21 protein-coding genes are annotated in these 19618 nt (G+C 65.9%); 7 read left to right on the top strand and 14 right to left on the bottom strand.

Annotated elements, in window-relative coordinates; translation table 11 throughout:
• Together ACSSVZ_RS10805 and ACSSVZ_RS10800 are read right to left on the bottom strand one after the other, a co-directional pair.
• The gene (locus tag ACSSVZ_RS10805) at nucleotides 1-1584 is read right to left on the bottom strand and encodes a GMC family oxidoreductase (RefSeq protein ID WP_453969899.1); all 1584 of its coding nucleotides are present in this window, start codon (nucleotides 1582-1584) and stop codon (nucleotides 1-3) included.
• Between the two features lie 224 nt (nucleotides 1585-1808).
• Complete coding sequence (locus ACSSVZ_RS10800; RefSeq protein ID WP_453969897.1) at nucleotides 1809-2594, bottom strand: alpha/beta fold hydrolase; 786 nt, start codon at nucleotides 2592-2594, stop codon at nucleotides 1809-1811.
• A 149-nt stretch (nucleotides 2595-2743) separates the two neighbouring features.
• Here ACSSVZ_RS10800 and ACSSVZ_RS10795 point away from each other — a divergent pair, with 149 nt between their 5' ends.
• Nucleotides 2744-3208 carry a MarR family winged helix-turn-helix transcriptional regulator gene (locus ACSSVZ_RS10795; RefSeq protein ID WP_453969896.1) on the top strand — a complete coding sequence of 155 codons (465 nt, stop codon included), beginning with the start codon at nucleotides 2744-2746 and terminating at the stop codon, nucleotides 3206-3208.
• 24 nt (nucleotides 3209-3232) lie between these two features.
• Here the strand turns inward: ACSSVZ_RS10795 and ACSSVZ_RS10790 are convergent, their stop codons facing one another.
• Nucleotides 3233-3556 carry a nuclear transport factor 2 family protein gene (locus ACSSVZ_RS10790; RefSeq protein WP_453969894.1) on the bottom strand — a complete coding sequence of 108 codons (324 nt, stop codon included), beginning with the start codon at nucleotides 3554-3556 and terminating at the stop codon, nucleotides 3233-3235.
• Between the two features lie 103 nt (nucleotides 3557-3659).
• Here ACSSVZ_RS10790 and ACSSVZ_RS10785 point away from each other — a divergent pair, with 103 nt between their 5' ends.
• A complete protein-coding gene (locus tag ACSSVZ_RS10785) occupies nucleotides 3660-4565 on the top strand; it encodes a LysR family transcriptional regulator (RefSeq protein ID WP_453969893.1) in 906 nt (301 codons plus the stop codon).
• A gap of 309 nt (nucleotides 4566-4874) precedes the next feature.
• On the opposite strand, the gene ACSSVZ_RS10780 is transcribed toward ACSSVZ_RS10785, so the two are convergent.
• On the bottom strand, nucleotides 4875-6233 hold the full coding sequence (locus ACSSVZ_RS10780) for an amidohydrolase family protein (protein WP_453969891.1): 1359 nt from the start codon (nucleotides 6231-6233) through the stop codon (nucleotides 4875-4877).
• A gap of 173 nt (nucleotides 6234-6406) precedes the next feature.
• Here ACSSVZ_RS10780 and ACSSVZ_RS10775 point away from each other — a divergent pair, with 173 nt between their 5' ends.
• On the top strand, nucleotides 6407-6961 hold the full coding sequence (locus tag ACSSVZ_RS10775; protein WP_453969890.1) for an NADPH-dependent FMN reductase: 555 nt from the start codon (nucleotides 6407-6409) through the stop codon (nucleotides 6959-6961).
• A 3-nt stretch (nucleotides 6962-6964) separates the two neighbouring features.
• Here the strand turns inward: ACSSVZ_RS10775 and ACSSVZ_RS10770 are convergent, their stop codons facing one another.
• Entirely contained in the window at nucleotides 6965-7528 is a 564-nt protein-coding gene (locus ACSSVZ_RS10770; RefSeq protein ID WP_453969889.1) for a carboxymuconolactone decarboxylase family protein, read from the bottom strand.
• 49 nt (nucleotides 7529-7577) lie between these two features.
• Here ACSSVZ_RS10770 and ACSSVZ_RS10765 point away from each other — a divergent pair, with 49 nt between their 5' ends.
• Nucleotides 7578-8609 (top strand): 5-methyltetrahydropteroyltriglutamate--homocysteine methyltransferase, encoded by a 1032-nt coding sequence (locus tag ACSSVZ_RS10765; protein WP_453969984.1) that lies wholly within the window; start codon nucleotides 7578-7580, stop codon nucleotides 8607-8609.
• 6 nt (nucleotides 8610-8615) lie between these two features.
• Here ACSSVZ_RS10765 and ACSSVZ_RS10760 read toward each other — a convergent pair whose 3' ends face one another.
• From ACSSVZ_RS10760 to ACSSVZ_RS10745, 4 genes are all read right to left on the bottom strand, one after another.
• Entirely contained in the window at nucleotides 8616-9617 is a 1002-nt protein-coding gene (locus ACSSVZ_RS10760) for a VOC family protein (RefSeq protein ID WP_453969887.1), read from the bottom strand.
• Nucleotides 9618-9733: 116 nt separating this feature from the next.
• Complete coding sequence (locus tag ACSSVZ_RS10755) at nucleotides 9734-10501, bottom strand: ABC transporter ATP-binding protein (RefSeq protein ID WP_453969885.1); 768 nt, start codon at nucleotides 10499-10501, stop codon at nucleotides 9734-9736.
• Nucleotides 10501-11358 carry an ABC transporter permease gene (locus ACSSVZ_RS10750; protein ID WP_453969883.1) on the bottom strand — a complete coding sequence of 286 codons (858 nt, stop codon included), beginning with the start codon at nucleotides 11356-11358 and terminating at the stop codon, nucleotides 10501-10503. Before ACSSVZ_RS10750 ends, ACSSVZ_RS10755 begins: the two co-directional genes overlap by 1 nt.
• 76 nt (nucleotides 11359-11434) lie before the next feature.
• Nucleotides 11435-12436, bottom strand: a complete 1002-nt coding sequence (locus tag ACSSVZ_RS10745; protein ID WP_453969882.1) for an ABC transporter substrate-binding protein — start codon at nucleotides 12434-12436, stop codon at nucleotides 11435-11437.
• 477 nt (nucleotides 12437-12913) lie between these two features.
• Between ACSSVZ_RS10745 and ACSSVZ_RS10740 the strand changes: the two genes are divergently transcribed.
• From ACSSVZ_RS10740 to ACSSVZ_RS10730, 3 genes are all read left to right on the top strand, one after another.
• Nucleotides 12914-13321 (top strand): RidA family protein, encoded by a 408-nt coding sequence (locus ACSSVZ_RS10740; protein ID WP_453969880.1) that lies wholly within the window; start codon nucleotides 12914-12916, stop codon nucleotides 13319-13321.
• Nucleotides 13322-13459: 138 nt separating this feature from the next.
• Nucleotides 13460-14302, top strand: coding sequence for a fumarylacetoacetate hydrolase family protein (locus ACSSVZ_RS10735; protein ID WP_453969878.1), 843 nt, complete (start codon nucleotides 13460-13462; stop codon nucleotides 14300-14302).
• A gap of 68 nt (nucleotides 14303-14370) precedes the next feature.
• Nucleotides 14371-15249, top strand: coding sequence for an alpha/beta fold hydrolase (locus ACSSVZ_RS10730; RefSeq protein WP_453969877.1), 879 nt, complete (start codon nucleotides 14371-14373; stop codon nucleotides 15247-15249).
• 6 nt (nucleotides 15250-15255) lie between these two features.
• Here ACSSVZ_RS10730 and ACSSVZ_RS10725 read toward each other — a convergent pair whose 3' ends face one another.
• The 5 genes from ACSSVZ_RS10725 to ACSSVZ_RS10705 are packed head-to-tail and all read right to left on the bottom strand — an operon-like array spanning nucleotide 15256 to nucleotide 19298.
• Nucleotides 15256-15915, bottom strand: a complete 660-nt coding sequence (locus tag ACSSVZ_RS10725; protein WP_453969875.1) for a polysaccharide deacetylase family protein — start codon at nucleotides 15913-15915, stop codon at nucleotides 15256-15258.
• A 14-nt stretch (nucleotides 15916-15929) separates the two neighbouring features.
• Nucleotides 15930-16730, bottom strand: coding sequence for an ABC transporter permease (locus ACSSVZ_RS10720; protein WP_453969873.1), 801 nt, complete (start codon nucleotides 16728-16730; stop codon nucleotides 15930-15932).
• Nucleotides 16727-17530 (bottom strand): ABC transporter ATP-binding protein, encoded by an 804-nt coding sequence (locus ACSSVZ_RS10715; protein WP_453969871.1) that lies wholly within the window; start codon nucleotides 17528-17530, stop codon nucleotides 16727-16729. The genes ACSSVZ_RS10720 and ACSSVZ_RS10715 overlap by 4 nt, the downstream gene beginning before the upstream one ends.
• A 2-nt stretch (nucleotides 17531-17532) precedes the next feature.
• Nucleotides 17533-18315, bottom strand: coding sequence for an ABC transporter permease (locus ACSSVZ_RS10710; protein ID WP_453969869.1), 783 nt, complete (start codon nucleotides 18313-18315; stop codon nucleotides 17533-17535).
• Nucleotides 18312-19298, bottom strand: coding sequence for an ABC transporter substrate-binding protein (locus tag ACSSVZ_RS10705; protein WP_453969867.1), 987 nt, complete (start codon nucleotides 19296-19298; stop codon nucleotides 18312-18314). The genes ACSSVZ_RS10710 and ACSSVZ_RS10705 overlap by 4 nt, the downstream gene beginning before the upstream one ends.
• Nucleotides 19299-19618 lie beyond the last annotated feature (320 nt).

Below are 19618 nucleotides of genomic sequence, written 5' to 3'. Positions count from 1 at the left end.
TCAGGTGCCCCCGAGATCTGCAGCAGACGGGTGCGCGCCCGTTCCGGTCATCCCGTGTTCGCGCCGGATCAGGTCGGCCGCCCGCTCCCCGATGACGACGCAGGGAGCCATGATGTTGCCTACCGGAATCCTCGGCATGATGGAGGCGTCGGCGAGGCGGAGGTTGTCGATGCCGTACACGCGAAGCTGACCGTCGACGACGGACATGGCGTCGGTGCCCATTTTCGCCGTGCAGGACTGGTGCCAGAAGGTCACCGCAGAGTTCCGGATGAACTGCTCTCGGGCGGAACGGCTCGACTGAAGCGGGGCGACTTCTTTCTTGACGATCGAGGCGAGGGACGCGCTGTTGCCGATTTCCCGGCTCAGTTCCACCGTCCGCAGGGCCGCAGCGAAGTCCTCAGGCTCGCTCAGGAAGTTCGGCTCGATCAGAATGGGATCGCTGTGGCTGGTGCCCGACAGCCTGAGGCGGCCACGGCTCTTCGGTTGCGCGAGCCCGGCGAACATGGACCAACCATGCTCGGGCGTTGCAATACCCGCTTCCGGCGGGGAGGGCACCGCGAACTCGAGCTGGCAGTGCAACAGGTCCGGGACGCCGAGACGAGAATCGCTCGTCGAGTACAGGACGGCTTCGCAACCACCGCCCCCGACCGGCTGAGGCCTGTGGTATTCCCAGGTGCAGCCGAACGCGATGTGATCCTGATGGTTCTGGCCCACTCCGGGCAGGCTCTGAATGATCGGGATACCATGTTGCCTCAGTTCGCCTTCCGGTCCCACGCCGGACTGCATGAGCAGCTTGGGCGTATGCACGGCGCCGAGCGAAAGCACGATCTCTCGGCTGGCGCCGAAGCGAACCGGCTCGCCATCGACCATCGCCTCGACCCCGACGGCTCGGCTCCCGCTGAAGACGAGCCGCGTGACCAGGGCGGAGCTCAGCACGGTGAGGTTCGGCTGATGCATGCGCGGATAGGTGTAGGACCGAAAGACCGATTGCCGCCGCCCGCCTCGGATCCGCAATTCGGCAATCGCAGCGCCGCCGGGACCTTCCATCATCTCGCCGTTCGCGCTTGCGAAGCTCGAAATTCCGAGCGACCTGGCCGCGTCCAGCGTCGCCGCGGCCAGCGGCTGCGGCGACCTGGGCTGGGCGACGTACACAGGTCCGCCGGTCCCGCGACGGAGCGGGTCCGGCTGGCCCTGCCAATCCTCGATGCGGCGGTAGTAGTCGAGGACGGACGCATAGCCCCAGGCGGGATCGCCTGCTTCCTCGGCGAAATGGTCCCAGTCCGCCTTGTGGCCCCGAGACCAGACCATGACGTTGATGCTGGATCCGCCGCCGAGCACCTTGCCCATGTTGAGCGGCAGGCGGCGCCCGTTGAGGCCTGGGGCCGGCAACCCCTCGAAGGCCCAGTCGTTGGGCGATCCCAGGTTGAGGGGCCACTGGGCGGGGTCCATGACCGTCGGAGACGTGTCGTCCCCGCCCGCTTCGATCAGCAGCACCTGGGCGCCTTGCTCCTCCGCGAGCCGCCCCGCCACGACCGAACCGCTCGAACCGGCCCCGCAGACGATGAAGTCGTATTCAGTGCGCATCCGCCTTCGAAGGCTCGCCTGATTCTCGAGAACCTGGCGGTCATGATCGTGGACTTCGACATGATGAGACATCGGTTCACCGTGGTGTGGAACGACCGAACGAAATCGGTTCCGGTCTGAGGAAGCCCGTGCGCCGGCCCGTTGCGGGCGGAACACATTCAGCCGAGGTGGGCTCGTCCGTTGGGGGCGGCGGCCCGATCGAGGTCGCCTCCCCCGGGCCCTGCTCAGCGCGACAGCTCCCGGGCGGCGCGATCGATAACGTCGGCCACGGCCGTGGGATGGGTCAGGAAGAGGACGTGGCTCGCCTGAACTTCCTCGGTCGTGGCGCCGATGCGCTTGGCGGTCTGGCGCAGGAGCCTTGGGTCGATCGCGTGATCGTCCGTCGCGACGACGGCCCAGCTCGGCTTGGTCCGCCAGGCGGCATGGCTGACCTTCGTAGCGAAGATCGCCATGTTGATCGGCACCTGGGAGTCCCTCAGGAAGGCTGCGTCAGCGTCGCTCGTATCTCCTGCGAAGCCGATCTTGAACTTCTCGAGGTTCACGAAACCGAACCCGTCTTCCTGGGTGTCGATGACGAATTCCGGCGGCGCGGGAATGTCGGCGAACTGGTCTCCCGTCGACTCGCCGACGTCGGGTGCCAGCGCAGAGACGTAGACGAGTCCGGACACCTTCGGATCGATGCCTGCTTCGGTGATGACAGTTCCGCCGTAGGAGTGCCCGACCAGAACTGCCGGTCCGTCCTGACGCGCCAGAACCCGTCGCGTGGCCGCAACGTCGTCCGCGAGCGATGTCAGAGGGTTCTGCACGATCGAGACGCGATACCCACGCCGCGTCAGCTCGTCGTAGACACCGCGCCATCCCGACCCGTCGGCGAAGGCGCCATGCACCAGCACGATGTTCGTGACAGCCTGGTCCTTGGGAATCCCGTCGGCCGAATGGGCGTAGGGTGCGGCGGCGGACAGGCCAGCGGCAACGACCGCGGCGGCCAGGATGGATCTGGTGGTGTTCATCTCGTGCTCCTGTTGATTTGCTGCGATAAAGCTTATTGCGATATGTTTTTAGGTAGCCCGCCCCCGAGCCTGTGTCCAGCTGGATATTTATCGCCATATGTGTTATCGCGATTTTGTGATCAGATTGACGTCGAAGGAGCAAGAGCCCCATGGAAGCGGCGAACTGCCCGGTCCCCCTCGAAGACCAGCTTTGCTATGCCCTCTATTCCGCCGGAATGGCGATCCAGCGGATCTACAAGCCGCTGCTCGACAGGCTGGGTCTCACCTATCCGCAATATCTCGTTCTCAACGTCCTGTGGCGCGAGGACCGGCAGACGGTCGGCGCCATCGCGGAGAAATTGGCCCTGGAATCGAGCACTCTGACGCCGTTGCTCAAGCGGCTCGAGGTGGCGGGGCTGTTGCGTCGCACCCGGAATCCCCGGAACGAGCGCCAGGTGCTGGTCGCGTTGACCGAGCAGGGCCATTCGCTCAGGGCCGAGGCTGGCTGCCTGGCGGACGCGCTGCTGTCGGCATCCGGCAAGAGCACGTCTCAGCTTGGCCAACTCAACCAGGACATCAGGGACCTGCGCGACGCGATCTATTCCCATCTCGAGGGCTGGAGCCCACCGGTGTGAGCGGACCCGGGATCGGAAAAGGCCTCATGCTCCGATCTCCAGCTGCGTGATCCACTCCCGCTCAAGACGGAAGGCAAACGTCAATACGGCCGGACTGCCGGGAAAGTCGCCGGTCACCCGCGCGCGCACGTGATGCCTGCCGGCCTCCTCGGACCAATCGAGCGGTTCGGCGACGTGATGATACTTGGCCTTTGCCGCACGCCACCACGCTTCGATTGCCTGGCACCCACGGTGTGTCTGGCCCTCGTCGCGGACGACGGCATCGGTTCCGAATACCTGAAGCACAGCGTCGGGATCATTGCGCCTGTCGGCATTGAAGTAGGTCTCGATCGGTAGGGGCAGGCTCATGCCACCGCTCCATCTGCTCGTTTCACGTTGCACATATCTAGTCGCAGACACTTGTCCCTATAATTGGGATGATGCGGGATGGCGAATTGCGAGGATCGGGATAATGTATCGGCCCGGGCTGAACGATCTGGAGGCCGTACTGGCCATCGGCCGAAGAGGGTCTTTTCGGGAGGCAGCCCTCGACCTCGGCATGTCAACAACCGCGCTCAGCAACGCGATCGGCAAGCTGGAGAAGGAACTGGGAGTTCGCCTCTTCAACCGGACGACGCGCAGCGTGTCGCTGACCGACGCAGGGCGCCTGTTCGTAGATCAGGTCGGTCCGCCCCTTCAGGACATCCGAGACGCGATGAACGGCGTCCGGTCGCAGCAGGCGACGCCCTCAGGAACACTCCGCATCAACACCTTCGCCACCGCGGCGCGCGAGATCCTGTCGCCGCTCGTGCTCGCGTTCCTCCGCCGCCACCCCCAGGTGCATGTCGATCTCGTCACCGAAGGGCGGCTGGTCGACATCGTCGCCGAAGGCTTCGACCTGGGTGTTCGGTCCGCTGACCTTGTTCCGAGCGATATGATCGCGATTCCGCTGGGGCAGCCTCAGCGCTACGCTGTGGTCGGTTCGCCGAACTATTTCGACATGCATGACAGGCCGTGCGTCCCGCCCGACCTTCTCGGCCACAGGTGTATTCGCGTCCGCCTGCCCAATGGAGCCCTCTACCGGTGGTCCTTCAGAAAGGGCGACCAGAGCGCACAGATCGATGTCGACGGACCGATTACCCTGGACGAGGCGAGCCTGGCGCGGACCGCGGTTCTCGAGGGTATCGGTCTCGGCTTCTTCATCGAGGCGAACGTCCGGGCGGACATAGAGGCGGGAAGCCTCATCCGGGTCCTGGAAGACTGGACGCCACCGCTCGCGCCGCTCGCTCTGTACTATCCGGGGCGCCGCAATCCCTCGGCGGCTCTCACGGCGTTCATCGGCATGGCCCGAAAACACGGCGCAAATGCAATGTGTTGATCGGTTGCCTATTCAACGCAGTCCGTTTCGCGCCAATCCCAGACACTCCGTGGGGCCTGGGGATCGAGAACCGGCGAGCCGCAAGAGGTGCCGCGCATGGCGAAGTCTGAGGGCGCCACGCCGCCTATGGCTTAGGCGTCTGCCTACGCCGGGGCCAGGCAGCAGCACGACCGGGTCGAGCAGCCCGACATCGCCCGCAGGGCAGACCGACCCGGATGGAGAACGGAGTCCTGCCGCCAGCGGGGGACTATCGGGGCAGCCTTGCGCGCGGCTGCTCCGTCAGCGCGCAGCTGCATCCTCCCGCCGCGCTCAGGCGGCGAGCCCGGCATCGTGCAGGAGCCGGCGGCCCGATTCCGCAAGCTTGCCCTTCAGGTCGTCAAGGCCCGGATGCTGCAGCACGCCCCCCCGTTTGCGGATCCGTCCGGCGACGATGACGGTGTCCACGTTGGCGCTGGTCGCCTGGTAGAGGACCGTTTCGGCCGGGATTGCCACCGGAAAGAGGTTGAGGTCGTCGCTGCGGATCAGGATCAGATCCGCCTGCTTGCCCGCTTGCAGCGTTCCGGTCCGATCGGCCAGCCCCATGGCCTTCGCGCCTTCGACCGTCGCCCACTCGAAGGCCTGGCGGGACTCGATCGACACTTGGCGAACCTCCTCACCGCCGGCGTTTATGGCGCTGTTGTCCAATCCGCGCTGGACCTGCAGGGCAAACCTGGCGGCCCACAACATTTCCGAGCTGATGCTGGTCTCGACGTCGATGCCGATCGACGGCGCTGCGCCGAGCGCAAGCAGGCGCCCGGTGACCGGCAGGCCGTGCCCCATCTGCATCTCCACCTCGGGCGTCATGGTGAAGGTGACGCCGGCGTCGACCATCACTTTCAGCTCCTCGTCGGAGAGCTTGTTGGAGTGGACCGAGTTGAAGTCCGGCCCCAGCAGCCCCGCTTTGGCGAGGCGGAAGATACCGTCAGGCGTCTTGCGGTTGGCCAGGATCCGGCCGCCGAGATGGGCGCTGGCGATGATGCCGTAGCGACGGGCGAGCCGGATGTCGTGTTCCGAGGCCTCGTAGGAGGAGAGATCCGGCCCGCGGATGCACATGGCCATGGTCACGAGGCCGTCGTCATCGGAGAGCCGCTCGCCTCGGATGCGCCGCACCTCGTCCTCCGGATGAAGCAGCTCGCTGGTCGGCACGCCGCCGGCATCGAGCTTCGGCTTCGGCGTACCGTGCCCATAGACGGCGCGAATGCCGGATTCCAGAAGCGCATCGATGGCCCGGTCGGAATGGGCCGGAGTCGGGTTGTTGTGGCTCCAGTCGAAAAGCGAGGTCACCCCGCTGTTGATCTGGTTGAGTGCGCCGACCAGGGTCGCGATGTAGATGTCCTCGGGGGAAAAGCGCGTCGCCAGCCCGGCGTGCATCCGCTGACCGTAGTCCATCAGCGACCAGTCGCCGGCGATGCCCCGGATGCCGGTTTGCCAGGTGTGCAGATGAGCGTCGACGAGGCCCGGCATCACGATCATGCCCGTGGCATCGACGACCTCCGCACCCTCCGACGGCAACTGCTCGCCGATCTCGACGATCCGACCGTGGTCGATCAGCACGTCGCGGTTGGGAAATGCCCGCGTCCCGTCGGTCAGGGGCAGGATCGTACCGTTTCGGACGAGAAGACGCGTCATCGGGGTTCCTACTTCCGTAATACGAGAATACGGTAACAATAGCGGTGCCGCGGGCCCGGTCAATCGCATGGAGCCGCGGCGCCCCTGCGCCGATCAGGCTCAGGCCCCGGACAACGGCGCGCAAGAAGACTGTCGGTCATGCCCGAAGACCGGCGACCACGTTGGGAGGTCGAATGACGGAGATCAGGATTTTCGGTGTTGCGGGCAGCCTGCGCCGCCTGTCGTTCAATGCGGCGCTCCTGAACGCGGCCGCAGAACTCGCGCCGGCCGGCATGCACATCGATATCGGCGATATCCGGCACGTGCCGCCCTACGACGACGACGTCCGTGCCGAGGCCTACCCGCCGGAGGTGGAGGGGCTCGTCGGCGCCATGCAGAGAGCAGACGGGCTCCTGTTCGTGACGCCGGAATACAACCGTTCGATCCCGGGCATCCTGAAGAATGCCATCGATTGGGCCTCGCGCCGGCCGGACCAGCCTTTCGACCGCAAGCCGGTCGCGATCATGGGAGCGAGCCGCGGGGTGCTCGGCACGATCATGGCCAACCACCATCTGCGGCAAATCCTGGTCTACCTGAACGCCCAGACCCTGCCTGGCCCCGAAGTCCTGGTCGGCGAGGCGCCCAAGAAGTTCGATGCCGATCTCAAGCTCGTCGACGAGCCGACGCGGGCCTTCGTCCGGGGCCACCTCGAGCGCCTGGGAGAGCTCGTGGCCGACGGCAGACGATAGTCATCAGGTCGGCAGGCACGTCCTGCGCCCGTCCGCCAGCAGCGGCCGGGCCAATTCCAGGCTGATCGCGCCCATATGATAGTATCCGATCAACGCTCCGAGATCGACCGCTCCGCGCTCGCCGAACCGCTCGACGATGCGCCTGAGCGTGGCGTCGGAGACCCGGTGGCTCGTCAGGATCTCCGTCGCGAAGGCGAACACCTCAGCCTCGTCGTCGACCGCAAAGTCCGGCCTCTCGCGATGCTCGATGGCGCGGATCACATCTTCGGCCAGACCCGCGTCCGCGGCCACGGTTCGGTGGTTGAACCAGATGTAGTCGCTGTCGAAGTGACGGGCGGTTACCAGGATGGCGAGCTCTCTGAGGCGCGCATCCAGGTCCGTTCCCCATCTGAGATATTCGCCGACCTTCTGCGCCCGCTCGGCCAACGCCGGGCTGTGCAGCCACACCAGCGTCGGACCGCGCACCCGTCCGCGCGGCCCGCCGGCAATGTCGTCGTAGACAGCTTGCTGGGCAGCATCGAGGGCGGCCGCATCGGGCAGCCTCAGGCGAAATTCCGGGTCATTCATTGGCACACCATCTGCGTCGAGAAGTTCAAGAACGAAGGAAAGAACCATGGTGAGGAACGCGCTTCTTCCGACCACCGTTGTCGGCAGCTACCCGCAGCCAGACTGGCTGATCGATCGCGAGAGGCTTCGCACGATGGTGCCGCGCGTGCCGGTCCCGGATCTCTGGCGGGTCCCGGCGGACCTGCTGGAGGCGGCCTGCGATGACGCCACGCTGCTGGCGATCCGGGACATGGAGCGCGCCGGCATCGACATCGTCACCGACGGCGAGGTTCGCCGCGAGAGCTACTCCAACCGCTTCGCCACCTCCGTCGACGGAATCGACGTCGCGGATCCGGCGATCATCCAAGGCCGGGCCAACCGGCAGGTCCGGGTGCCACGGATCATCGGCCCGATCCGGCGTCGTGAAGAGGTCGAGGTCCGCTCCGTCCGCTTCCTGAAGGAGAACACGGATCGGATGGTCAAGATCACCATGCCCGGACCGTTCACCATGAGCCGGCAAGCCAAGGACGAATTCTACAATGACGAAGAGGCCCTTGCGATGGACTTCGCCGCAGCCCTCAACGAGGAACTGAAGAAGTTGAAGGCTGCGGGGGCCGACATCATCCAGCTGGACGAGCCGTGGCTGCAGACCCAAGCCGATGCGGCCCGGCGCTTCGGCGTCAAGGCAATCGATCGGGCCCTGGAGGGCGTGGCCGGGCCGACCGCAATCCACCTGTGCTTCGGCTATTCCCAGTTCGTTGGCGACAAGTCCGGGGGCTACGTGTTTCTCGAGGAGCTTGCCGACAGCACCGTCGATCAGGTCTCCGTTGAGACCGCGCAACCCAGGCTCGACCTCTCGGTTCTCGACGGGCTGAGCAACAAGGCCCTCATTCTCGGAGTGCTCGACCTCGGCACGGCCGAGATCGACACGCCGGAGGCGGTGGCCGACCGGATCCGCGCCGCCGTCAAGCGGTTCGGTGCGGAGCGGGTGATTCCCGCGCCCGACTGCGGAATGAAGTATTTCGACAGGGACGTCGCGTTCGGCAAATTGAAGGCGCTGGCCGATGGCGCGGCGATCGTCCGGCGCGAGCTTGCCGGCTGACACCGGTCAGCCCTGCTTGCGCGCCAGGAAGTCCTCCAGCGACACCAGCGGCTGCTGCACCGCTGGCTCGCTGAGGGGCGTATCCGGAAACAGGGATCCGTCCATCAGCCAGCTTCGCGGCGGCGGCCGCCCCCAGGTGAAGCGCTGCTTCTGTTCCCATTCCACCGGCTCGTCCTCCAGGTCGATGACCTGGATCGGCGGCGGCAGGATCTCCACGCGATGGCCGGCTGGATCGCGGAAATAGACGAACAGCTGATGGCCCTGCCCGTGCCGACCCAACGGGTGTTCGATGGTATCGCCAAAGCCGATGTTGCCGGCGATGTCACAGGCACGGAACAGGGTTTGGGAGTCGGGCACGACGTAGGCGAAATGATGCATCTTCGGGCCGCCCCGGGTCAGGAAGACGAGGTCGTGCGGGTTGTTCTTCCGGAACAGGAACAGGCCGAAGATCCGCCCCTCGTAGTTGTCGTCGGTGAAGTAGTCGGACACCCGGAAGCCAAGGTCGGTATAGAACCTGCCGGCCTCCACGACATCGGGGGCAAGGCACTGGAAATGGTCGAAGCGCAGGGCGCCCGCCCCTCTGTGCCGTTCGATGTTCATGTGCTGACGCGGCCGGGTCTCCATCCGGGCGACGAGTTCCACCGGCATGCCGGTCGCGTCGACGACGCGGAGCGTCCGGTTCTCGAACGGCCGCTCCACCCAGTCGCAACGGTAGCCGTGTCCAGCGAAGTAGGCCTGCGCGCGGTCGAGATCCTCCTCGGTGCGAACACGGAAGCCGATGCCGTCGCACGTCGGGGTTCCGGCGGTCCGCTTTAGCACCAGGCTGTGGTGGGCGATCTCCTCCACCCCGCGCAGATAGACCGTTTCCGAATCCGCATCCGAAACGATCAGGCCGATCACCTCCTCGTAGAAGGTGCGGCAGGCCTCCAGATCAGGGACGTTGAGGATGGTGTGGCTCGCGCGGGTGATGTCGAACGGCGGCGAGGTCTCAGTTGCGGGTGGTTTCATGGACAGCCTTCGCGCTTCGTTTCGAGGACATCAGGGGCGAATGAGCATCGCCCCTGAAGCCGGTGCATCCGCCGCAAAGCGAGGTGGACACGACGGGACCTGTGACCCGACCCGTCTCAGTGCTCGTGCCCGCCGATCGCCCGTTCGAGGAACTGCTCGAGCTCCTGAAAGGCCAGGTCGTGTCGATTGCGCGGACGTTGCAGATCGACGACGATCTCATTGGTGATGGTCGCAGGACGGCCGCCCAGGACGATGATCCGGTTGGACAGGAAGATTGCCTCCCGGATGTCGTGGGTGATGAACAGGACCGTCTTGCGGGTCCGCTCCCAGATGTCGCTCAGCGCATTCTGCATGGATTCTCGGGTCTGGGCGTCCAGGGCGCCGAACGGCTCGTCCATCAGCAGGACCGATGGCTCCACCGCCAGCGCCCGGGCGAGGCCGACGCGCTGGCGCATGCCTCCGGAGAGCCGGTAGGGATAGTAGTCCTCGAACCCGGAAAGGCCGACCAGATCGACATAGCGGCGCGCGAGCTCGGTCCGCATTCCCCTGGGAACCCCCTTCGAGCGGAGGCCGAAGGCGATGTTGCCGAGGACGTTGAGCCAGGGGAACAGACCGAACTCCTGGAACACGACACCGCGGTCCAGCCCGGGACCCCTCACCGGCCGGTCGTCGACCCGGATCGTTCCGGAGGTGACGTCGGAAAGGCCTGCGGCCATGTTGAGAAGGGTGGACTTTCCGCACCCGGAGCTGCCGATGATCGAGACGAAGTCGCTCTCGCCGACGGTCAGCGAAATTCCGTCGAACACGCAGAGTTCGCGGATCGTGTTCCAGCCTTCCCGGCGCTCATAGACCTTGCTCAGGTCGGAGATGATGAGTTCACCCATCAGGCCAGCTCCCTCATTGTGCCCCAACGCTCGACCGTCATGACCTCGAGCGTGCGCAGGAAGACGCGTTCCAGGAGAAGCCCGACGATGCCGACCACCAACAGCGCCGCGTACACGATGTCGGTGTTGAAGAATTCGCGGCCCCAGTAGATGCGGTAGCCGAGGCCGGCCGACACGGAAACCAGCATTTCCGCGACGATCAGGATGCGCCAGCAGCGTGAAAAGGCGAGCCGGTAACCCGAGATGATATGGGGCAGAGCGGCCGGCACCAGGACGCGCCAGAACAGCGACATCCCTCCGGCCCCGAATGCGCGCCCCGCCCGGATCAGCGCCGGGTCCACCGTCTTCACGCCGGTCCAGGTGTTCAGCATGACCGTGATCGCGACCTCGTACATCAGGATCGAGGTGATCGCGAGCTCGGTCAGACCGAACCAGAGCATCGACAGCGGAAAGAGCGCGGTGCCTGGGATCGCCAGCAGGAAGTTCAACGGCGCGGCGAGCATCCGTTCCCAGATCTTGAAGTAGCCCATCAGCGCGCCGAGAATCGTCCCGATGATGATGCCGACGAACACGCTCTTGAGGAGCCGGCTCAGCGTCGCCCAGATATCGATCCACAGCTGGCCCGAAGCGGCCATCTTGTAGAGGGCGGCGAAGATCTCGGAGAGAGACGGCAGCAGCGCCGGCGGCATTCCGCTGAAGCGCGTGACGCCCTCCCAAAGAAGCATGATCACGACGATCGGCAGAATCAGCGCCGCTGCGTTCTTCACCGTCGCGATTGTTCCGCCCCCGTGGCGGATCGTCTCTGCGGACGGGAGCTTCGCGAGCCGTCCCGCCGCGCCTTCAGCACTGATTGACATTAGGATCTGACCACCTGCCTGGATCGAACAGAACGGAAAGCGGGAGGCGCCGCGCGGCGCGCCTCCCGATCGATGGTCACTGGACCGCTTCTTCCGCCTTCTCGGCGTAGGTCGCGACGATCATGTCCTCGACCGGCGGCAGGTCCTGCATGTCGCGGGTGTCCAGCAGGAACTGCCGGGTCGCCTCGAGGTCCTGCATGTCCCGCTCGGTGAACGCCACGCCTCCGAAGCGGTCGGTGTCGAACATCATGTACTTCGCCGTTTCCCGGTCGAGGCCGCCGCCGGTCGAGTTCAGATACTTGGCGTAGATGTCGACGGCCTTCTCGGGGTTGTCGGTGATGAACTTGTCGGCGCGGGCGTAGCCGTCGAGGACCTTCTGAACGACTTCCGGATTGGCCTCCAGATACGCGCGGGTGGTGGACAGAGGGAACGGATAGGTGATGCCGGCCATCTCTTCGAAGTCGCGCGCGGTGATCACTTCGACGCCGTTGCCCGACTGCACGATCCGCTGCATGCCCGGCTCCCAGCCGATCACGGCATCGAAGGCGCCGCCGGTCGCCATCGCCGCGGGCATGTCGGTGACCCGGATATTGGTGATGGTGAAATCGTCCTCGGTGAGCCCCTCCTTCTTGAGGAGCATCTGCACAACCATGTGCATCCCCGTCCCCACCTGGATGCCGATGCGCTTCCCTTTGAAGTCCGACAGGGTCTTGAGGTCGCCGTTGTCATTGGAGGCGATCAGCTTGCCGTAGTAGCCGCGCGCGGCGATGCCGACGGCAACCAGCGGCAGGCCCTTGTTGACGGCGGAGAAAAACGTCGTATGGGCTGCTTCGGCGAACTGCACCGATCCGCCCGCCAGCGCCTCGATCGCGATGGCGCCGCGCCCGACCGGCTTCAGGTCGACGTCGACACCCGCATCCTTGAAGAAGCCCTGGTCGACGGCCACGATCGTCGGCACCTGATTGACGCCGCTCGACATCGAAATCAGGACCTTGGAGTCCGCCGAAGCCGGACCGGCAACCATTGCAAGAACGCCGAGCAGTGCCAGCGCCTTCCAATCCTGTCGTACGAATTTCATGTGTTCCTCCCTCTTTCATTGTTGATTTGCTCGGGGCCCCGCCGCCTGGGACGGGGATCCGGCTCGTCCCCTTGCCACCGTGCTTGTCGCGCACGTTGTCCCCGTGTTTTTCCGGATGGCGAAGGGGGTATCGATCGCGTCGCCGCCTCCACGACTTCCGTCCCGGCGGCAGCATGCAAACGATTGAAATTTGAGAACTCTGTCTGGCGGTCGGTCGCGCGATGGCCGCGACCTCCTGGCTGTCCTCCCTCCCCGCGCCGCTTCGACGCCCGGTCCCATGATCAGAGGGACTCTTTGCTACCGCTTCTCAATGACGGTAATACGGTATTCCCATATCAACGCTACGATGCGGGGTCCGTATCGTCAAGGAACCATGCCGGTCGAACGGAGCGGTCCGGGAGGCACGGTGGCGACGGGAGCCGGCCGCTCGCAGGGCGGCAAGATGGTCACCGACGCACCACAACAGGGAGACACGTCTTGGAACGCACCCACCACAACTATGGGGAATGGACGAAGGGACGGTTCTCGGAAGCGGTCACCGTCACCGGACCTGCCAAGACGATTTTCCTGGCCGGAATCGGCGCCGAGCACGAGAACGACGGTACGATCCAGCACCTGGGCGATTTCGAGGCCCAGTGCCGGTACGCCTACGCCAAGCTGATCAAGGCCTTGGCCCACCACGGCGCGACCCTCGGTGACGTCGTCAAGCAGGTCACCTACGTGACCGATCCGCGCTTCCAGGGCGACGCAGGCAGGCTGCGCACGGAGCACTACGGAACCCTGCCGATGCCGGCCCACACCTTCTTGGTCGTCAGCCACCTCGCCTGGCCAGGCATGCTCGTGGAGCTCGACGTGATCGCCATGGTCGCGCCGCAGGAGCGCTGAGCGCAAGTCGAGACTGTCCAGTCCCCGGCGCTGCCTCAGCGCTCGATGCAATTGCGACGGCCCGGGCCGACCGTCTAACTTACAGCCCTGCCCGCACCGTCGCTTCGATTCCCCCAATGATGAGAAGGACTGACGTCCATGAAACTCGTTTCGTTTCGAAGGAATGGAGTGCCGGGTTACGGCATCGTGCAGGGCGACGGCGTCGTCGATCTGAGCACGCGATTTCCGAACGCCCCCACGCTGAAGGACCTGTTGGCGAGCGATGGCCTCGACGAGGCGCGGGCGGTCTCCGGCGCGGCCACCTTCCCGCTGTCGGAGATTACCTTTGAGCCGGTGATCCCGAACCCCGCCAAGATCATCTGCGTTGGGCTCAACTACCGGGATCATGTCGCCGAGACGGGCCGAACCGAGACGGCCTTCCCCACCCTGTTTCCCCGCTATCCGGCGAGCCAGGTCGGCCACGGACAGCCGATTCTGAAGCCGCGCGAATCCGACGTGCTGGACTACGAAGGCGAGCTTGCCGTCATCGTCGGCAAGGGCGGACGCCGGATCTCCGAGACCGAGGCGCTCGAACACGTGGCCGGATACTCCTGCTACAACGACGGCAGTGTCCGCGATTGGCAGTACCACACCGGCCAGTTTATGGCGGGCAAGACGTTCGTCGCGACTGGCGGCTTCGGCCCGTGGATGGTGACGGCCGATGAGATCCCGGATCCGTCGAAGCTGAGCCTGACGACCCGGTTGAATGGCCAGGTGATGCAGTCGACCACCACCGATCTGATGATCACGCCGGTCCCTGCGCTGATCGCCTACATTTCGACGATCCTGCCGCTGGAGGCGGGCGACGTGATCGTGTCGGGCACCCCGGCAGGCGTCGGCTTCAAGCGCAAACCACCCGTCCTGATGAAGGATGGCGATACGGTCGAGGTGGAGATCTCAGAGATCGGGACGCTGACGAACCCGGTCGTCGCAGAGACATAGGAAACGCAGACCGGCGCGCCGCAGCGGTGACTACGGGACCGGGGCGGACGAGGAGAAAACGACCAAAGATGACCGGTGAAGACGCCGCGGAAGGCGAGACGCGCTACCAACTGCTCGGGCGGGCGCTGCGCTACCGAGCGGTCCCCTTGACGAGCCCTGACGGGGTCAGCATCGCGGCGCAGGACTGGAAGCGCGAAGGTTCGGGCCGGGACGTTCTCTTCGTCCATGGCTTCGCGCAGTCGCATCTCTCCTGGCTCAACCAGGTCGCGAGCCCGCTGGCCGACAGGTTCAGGCTCGCGACCTACGACCTTCGCGGACATGGCCAGTCCGGGAAGCCGTTCGACCCCGGCTGTTACCGCGATCCGCGGCGCTGGGCGGACGAAGTCGATGCCGTCATCCAGACCCTCGGTCTCGACCGACCGGTGATCGTCGCCTGGTCCTATGCCGGTCGGGTCGCCCTCGACTATCTGTCCGCCTTCGGCGACGACCGCGTATCCGGCGTCGTCTTCGTCTGCGCGACCACCGTCATGGCCCCCTGGGTCGTCGGGGCGGCCGGCCCGTCCATGCGCGCCATGGCAGCGCCGGAGCTCGGCGTCAGCGCCGAAGCGACCCGGGACTTCATGCGGTCGTGCTTCGCGTCGCCTCCAGCCCCCGACGAGCTGGAGGTCATGCTGGCCATTGCAGCCGCCACACCCCGCGAGGTCCGGATCGGGCTTGGCGGCCGGCCGGCGGAGTATGGAGACACGCTTGCCGCCATGCGCACGCCCACGCTGGTGCTCCATGGCGAGCGCGACGCGGTGGTGACCCCGGCGGCCGGCGCCTACACGGCGCGCATGGTCCCGGGCGCGGAGCATCTCGTCTACGAGGGCATCGGCCACGCACCGTTCTGGGAGGCCCCCGACCGTTTCAACGCCGATCTCGCGCGCTTTCTCGAGGCGCTTGGATGACGCTGCTCAGGCGGCCGGTTGAGTGCGGACGATGGCGGACATGTCCCCGACGATCTCGCCGCGCCGGATCGGGACACACTCGGGCGGAAATTGCTGCTCGACCGCGTAGCCCGCGGCATCGAGCCCGTCCAGAAAGGCTTCCAGCCGGTCCATGGCCGTCGTCGCCAGATCGTGGATGACGACCAGCGGCCAGTCCTCCGCCGCGCACATCTCCAGCGCCCGGGGCACCCAGCCCTCCGGGTCCTCCCAGTCGCGGGGAATCACGTTCCACAGGACGCAGCTGAAGCGCTCTCGGCAGAGATAGTCGACGGCGGCGGGGCTGAGCAGCGCGTCGTCGAGAACACCGCCCGAGCCGAACGGCCGAAACAGCCGGTCCGGATGGGCGAGGTGGCCGATCAGCTCCTGGGTCCGGCCGATCTCCCATTCGGGCGCGCGGCTGAACTGGCTGGCTCCGAGCGGAGACAGGTGGTGGAAGGTGTGGTTGCCGATCCAATGACCCTCGGCGTGGGCGCGCGCGGCAAGCGCATGGCGTGCCGGGTCGCGAAGCTTCTCGCCGATGACGAAGAAGGTCGTCCTGATGCCGCGGCGTGCCAGGATATCGAGTACGCGCGGGGTCGTCTCCGGGTCGGGACCGTTGTCGAAGGTAAGCGTCACGCGCCTGGTCAAGGGTCGGCCTCCCATCAGGCGCGCGCCGGAACGGCGCCGGGAGCCCGGCGTGGCGCCGTCTCCACAACGCCGAGCCGTCTCTCCAGGAGTTGCACCAGCGCATCGAAGGCGACGGCCAAGAGCAGCACCAGCACCACCGCGGCATAGACCCGCGGGCTGTCCAGGAGGGTGCGATACTTGGAGATCAGGAAGCCGATGCCGGCGGTCGACGTGAGCATCTCGGCCACCACCACGCCGACGATCGCAAGCGCGCCGCCGAGCCGGAAGGCGGCAAGCACGGTGGGCAGGGTGGCCGGCAGATAGACCCGAAAAAGCCGCTGCGCCGTGGTCGCCCCCATCGAACGGGCGACCAGGAGGTACTGGCTATCCACCGTCTGGGCACCGGCCGCCGCTCCCAGCATCGTCGGCAGGAAGCCATAGACGCTGGCGAAGATGATCTTGGATTCCGGGCCGATCCCGAACCATGCGGTGAACAACGGATACAGGATCACCAGAGGCACGGCGAACAGGCCGGAAAAGACCGGCAGCGCGATCCGGCGCGCCGCTGCCGCGCCGCCGATGGCGAGGCCGACGAGGACACCGCCGCCGCAGGCGAAGATCATCGCGACCGCCACCTCTTGAAGCGTGACCAGAAGGTGCGAGGCATAGAGCGGCGCCTCGGTCACAAGGGTCCACAGCGTGACGGTGAGAGGCGGCAGGAACAGCGCGGGGACGATGCCGGCGCGGGGCAGCACCTCCCAGACGAGGAGAAAGGCGACGACGATCGCTCCTCGCACCAAGGCGGGCGGCGGCAGGGTCCGGGAAGCGGCGCTCACGACTTGATCCTCTGCCAGATGCGATCGCGCAACTCCTCGAAGCGGCGCCCGCCGAGGGTCTCGAAGGTGCGCGGGCGCGGCAGGTCGACCTCGACGCGGTCCACGAGCTGGCCCGGGCGCGAGGTCATCACGATGACCTCGTCGGAGAGGTGGATGGCCTCGCTGAGGCCGTGGGTGACGAACAGGATCGTCTTGCCCGTGCGGTCCCAGATGCGCAGGACTTCGTCGCCCATGGACAGACGGGTCTGCTCATCCAGCGCCGCGAACGGCTCGTCCATGAGCAGGATCGGCGGATCCTGCACCAGGCCCCGGGCCAGCGCCACACGCTGCTTCATGCCGCCGGAGAGCTCGTGCGGATGGCGCTCCTCGAACCCCTTGAGGCCCACCAGCTCGAGCGCCTCGTCGGAGCGCTCGCGCCGGATCTCGCGGTCGACGTGACGCAGCGACAGCGGAAACTCGACGTTCTGCCGGGCGGTCAGCCAGGGGTAGAGGCTGGCGTCCTGGAAGACGACGCCGATCCGGCTTGGATCCGGCGCGGTCAGCGGCCGGCCGCCGGCCCGGATCTCTCCCTGCGTCGGCTGGATGAGGCCAGCGACCATCATCAGCAACGAGGACTTGCCGCAGCCGCTCGGGCCGACGATCGAAACGAAGCGCCCGGTCTCCACCCGGAACGAGATATCGCGCAGAGCCTCGGTCGGCCCCTTCGAGGTCTCATAGACGTGGCTGACGCCGGAAATCTCGACGACCCCGCTCTCGTTCGCGGCGGCGGTGCCACCGGTCTCTGCTGTCTGAGCGCCCATGGCTACACCCTCCAATGTTCGCTCCTTGTTTCCAGCGCGCGGATCGCCTCGTTGAAGACGATGGCGATCGCGGCGACGAGGACAATGGTCGCCAGCAGCCGGTCGAGTTGAAACCCCTGGCCCCATTGTTCGATGACGTTTCCAAGCCCCCTTCGCGAGGCATACATCTCCGCCAGCAGGACCCCGGTGAAGTTGAAGATCATCGCCACCCGGATCGCTTCGAGCAGAACCGGGGTCATGCAGGGCAGATAGACGCGGACGATCATCTGCGAGCGCGTGGCGCCGTAGGAGCGCGCCACGCGGATGAGATCGCTGCGGACGCTTTCCAGTGCCGCGAACGAGATCATCATGACGATGAAGATCGTCGAGAAGACGCCGAACGCCACCTTCTGCTGGAAGGTGATGCCGAAGCCGAAGATAAAGAGGGGCAGGAAGATCGACTTCGGAATGCTGAAGATGAAGAAGACCAGCGGCTTGAAGACGGCCGACAGATAGGGGCTCTCGCCGATCAGGACCGAGAGCAGAAATCCCGCCGGAACCGCGATCAGGAAGGCGACGGCGGTCTCGCTCAGCGTGGTGGCGATGTGGACGCGGAAGTCGGCCTCGCCGAGCAGCCGCACCAGCATCGCGACGACGTCGCTGGGCGGCGGCAGCAGGCGCGGGTCGATCAGGCCCGCTGCCGGGGCGACCTGCCACAACGCCACGAACGCCGCCACGATGGCGAGCCTGGCAATAGGGGCGGACAGTCCGCCCGCCCCCTTGCCGTCAGCCGAGCTGGCGGTCATTTCTTCTCGGTCACCTTGACCGGCGTGAAGTCGCCGACCCAGATCTCGCTCGCCTCCGGCAGGTTCTCGATGCCGGTCAGCTGATTGATCTTCATCGCGGTCTCGGCTTCCTGCTCGGTCATCTCACCGGTGCGCGAGAGCTTGAGGAAGACATTCTCCCATTCCTTCTCGGCCACCTCGGTCGGGATGTCGTTCAGGTCGGCGATGATCTTCACCGCCGCATCCTTGTTGTCCTGGAGATAGGCGACGCCGCGATAGAGCGCGTTGACGGTCTTCTGAGTCAGCTCCGGGTCGTCCTGGATGAAGGAGCTGAGCGCGGTCCAGCCGGAGTTCAGGTGTTCCGGGATCGCCGTGCCGTAATCGATCAGCGCTCTCGCGTCGCCCTTCATCAGCAGGTCGTAGCTGAGCGGAGAGTAGACCACGGCTGCGTCGACGTTGCCGGAGATAAGGTTCGGCACGAGACCGCCGCCGCCCAGCGGAATGGACTCGAAGGCGACGCCTTTGTCGGACATGGTCCAGCGCGCCAGCATGTCGGAGAGCGAACCGGCGGAGGTGATGCCGACCTTCTTGCCCTCGAGGTCCTTCACGTCCTTGATCGGCGAATCCGGCGTGACGAGAAGCTGCCAGCCATAGTTGCCGGCCCCCAGAAGGCCGATGAGCTTGCTGTCGACACCCTTGGCGCGGCTGGACGCCGTGACGCTCGACGATGAGCTGATCACGTCGGCGGCGCCTGCGACCATCGCGGTCACCGTCTCGCCGCCGCTCTGATAGACGGTGAGCTCGGCATCGATGCCTTCGTCCTTGAAGAAGCCCTGATCGGCGGCGGTCTGGGCGATAACCGTCGGGAACCATGCCTTGGTCGCCAGTCCGATCTGGACGGTGTCCTGAGCGTTCGCGCATGTCGCGCCGAAGCCCAGCGTTGCGCCAACGACAAGCGCAACGCGAGCCAGCCGCGTGCATCCGTGGTCTGCGAAAATCTTCATGTTCCTCTCCCTTGTTGCGCCGCCGCCGTTTCGGTGAGAACGCGAACGGGGCAGATTCCGAGCCGACTGACCGGCTCCTCCCGGAATCCGTCGCGACGTTTTGTTGTTTGGCATTCTTGAACCGCCATCCCCGCGGTTCGCGTTTGCTGTGCTCGAAGCGTCAGCGCCGAAGCGCCGGCACCTGCCCCATAGTCTTTGACACGCGCGATACTTTCGCAAGTAGAAAGTTTTTTCGCATACCGAAAAGACTACGTCTCTTCTGATCGTTGCGAGCCCCATCGGCCGGCCCCGCAAGTGCGGGCAACGGACCCGACGATCGG

It is taken from the genome of Amorphus sp. MBR-141 (assembly GCF_053628695.1).
The sequence above is the reverse complement of the archived record's forward strand: the minus strand, read 5'-3'. Positions and strand labels throughout refer to the sequence as shown.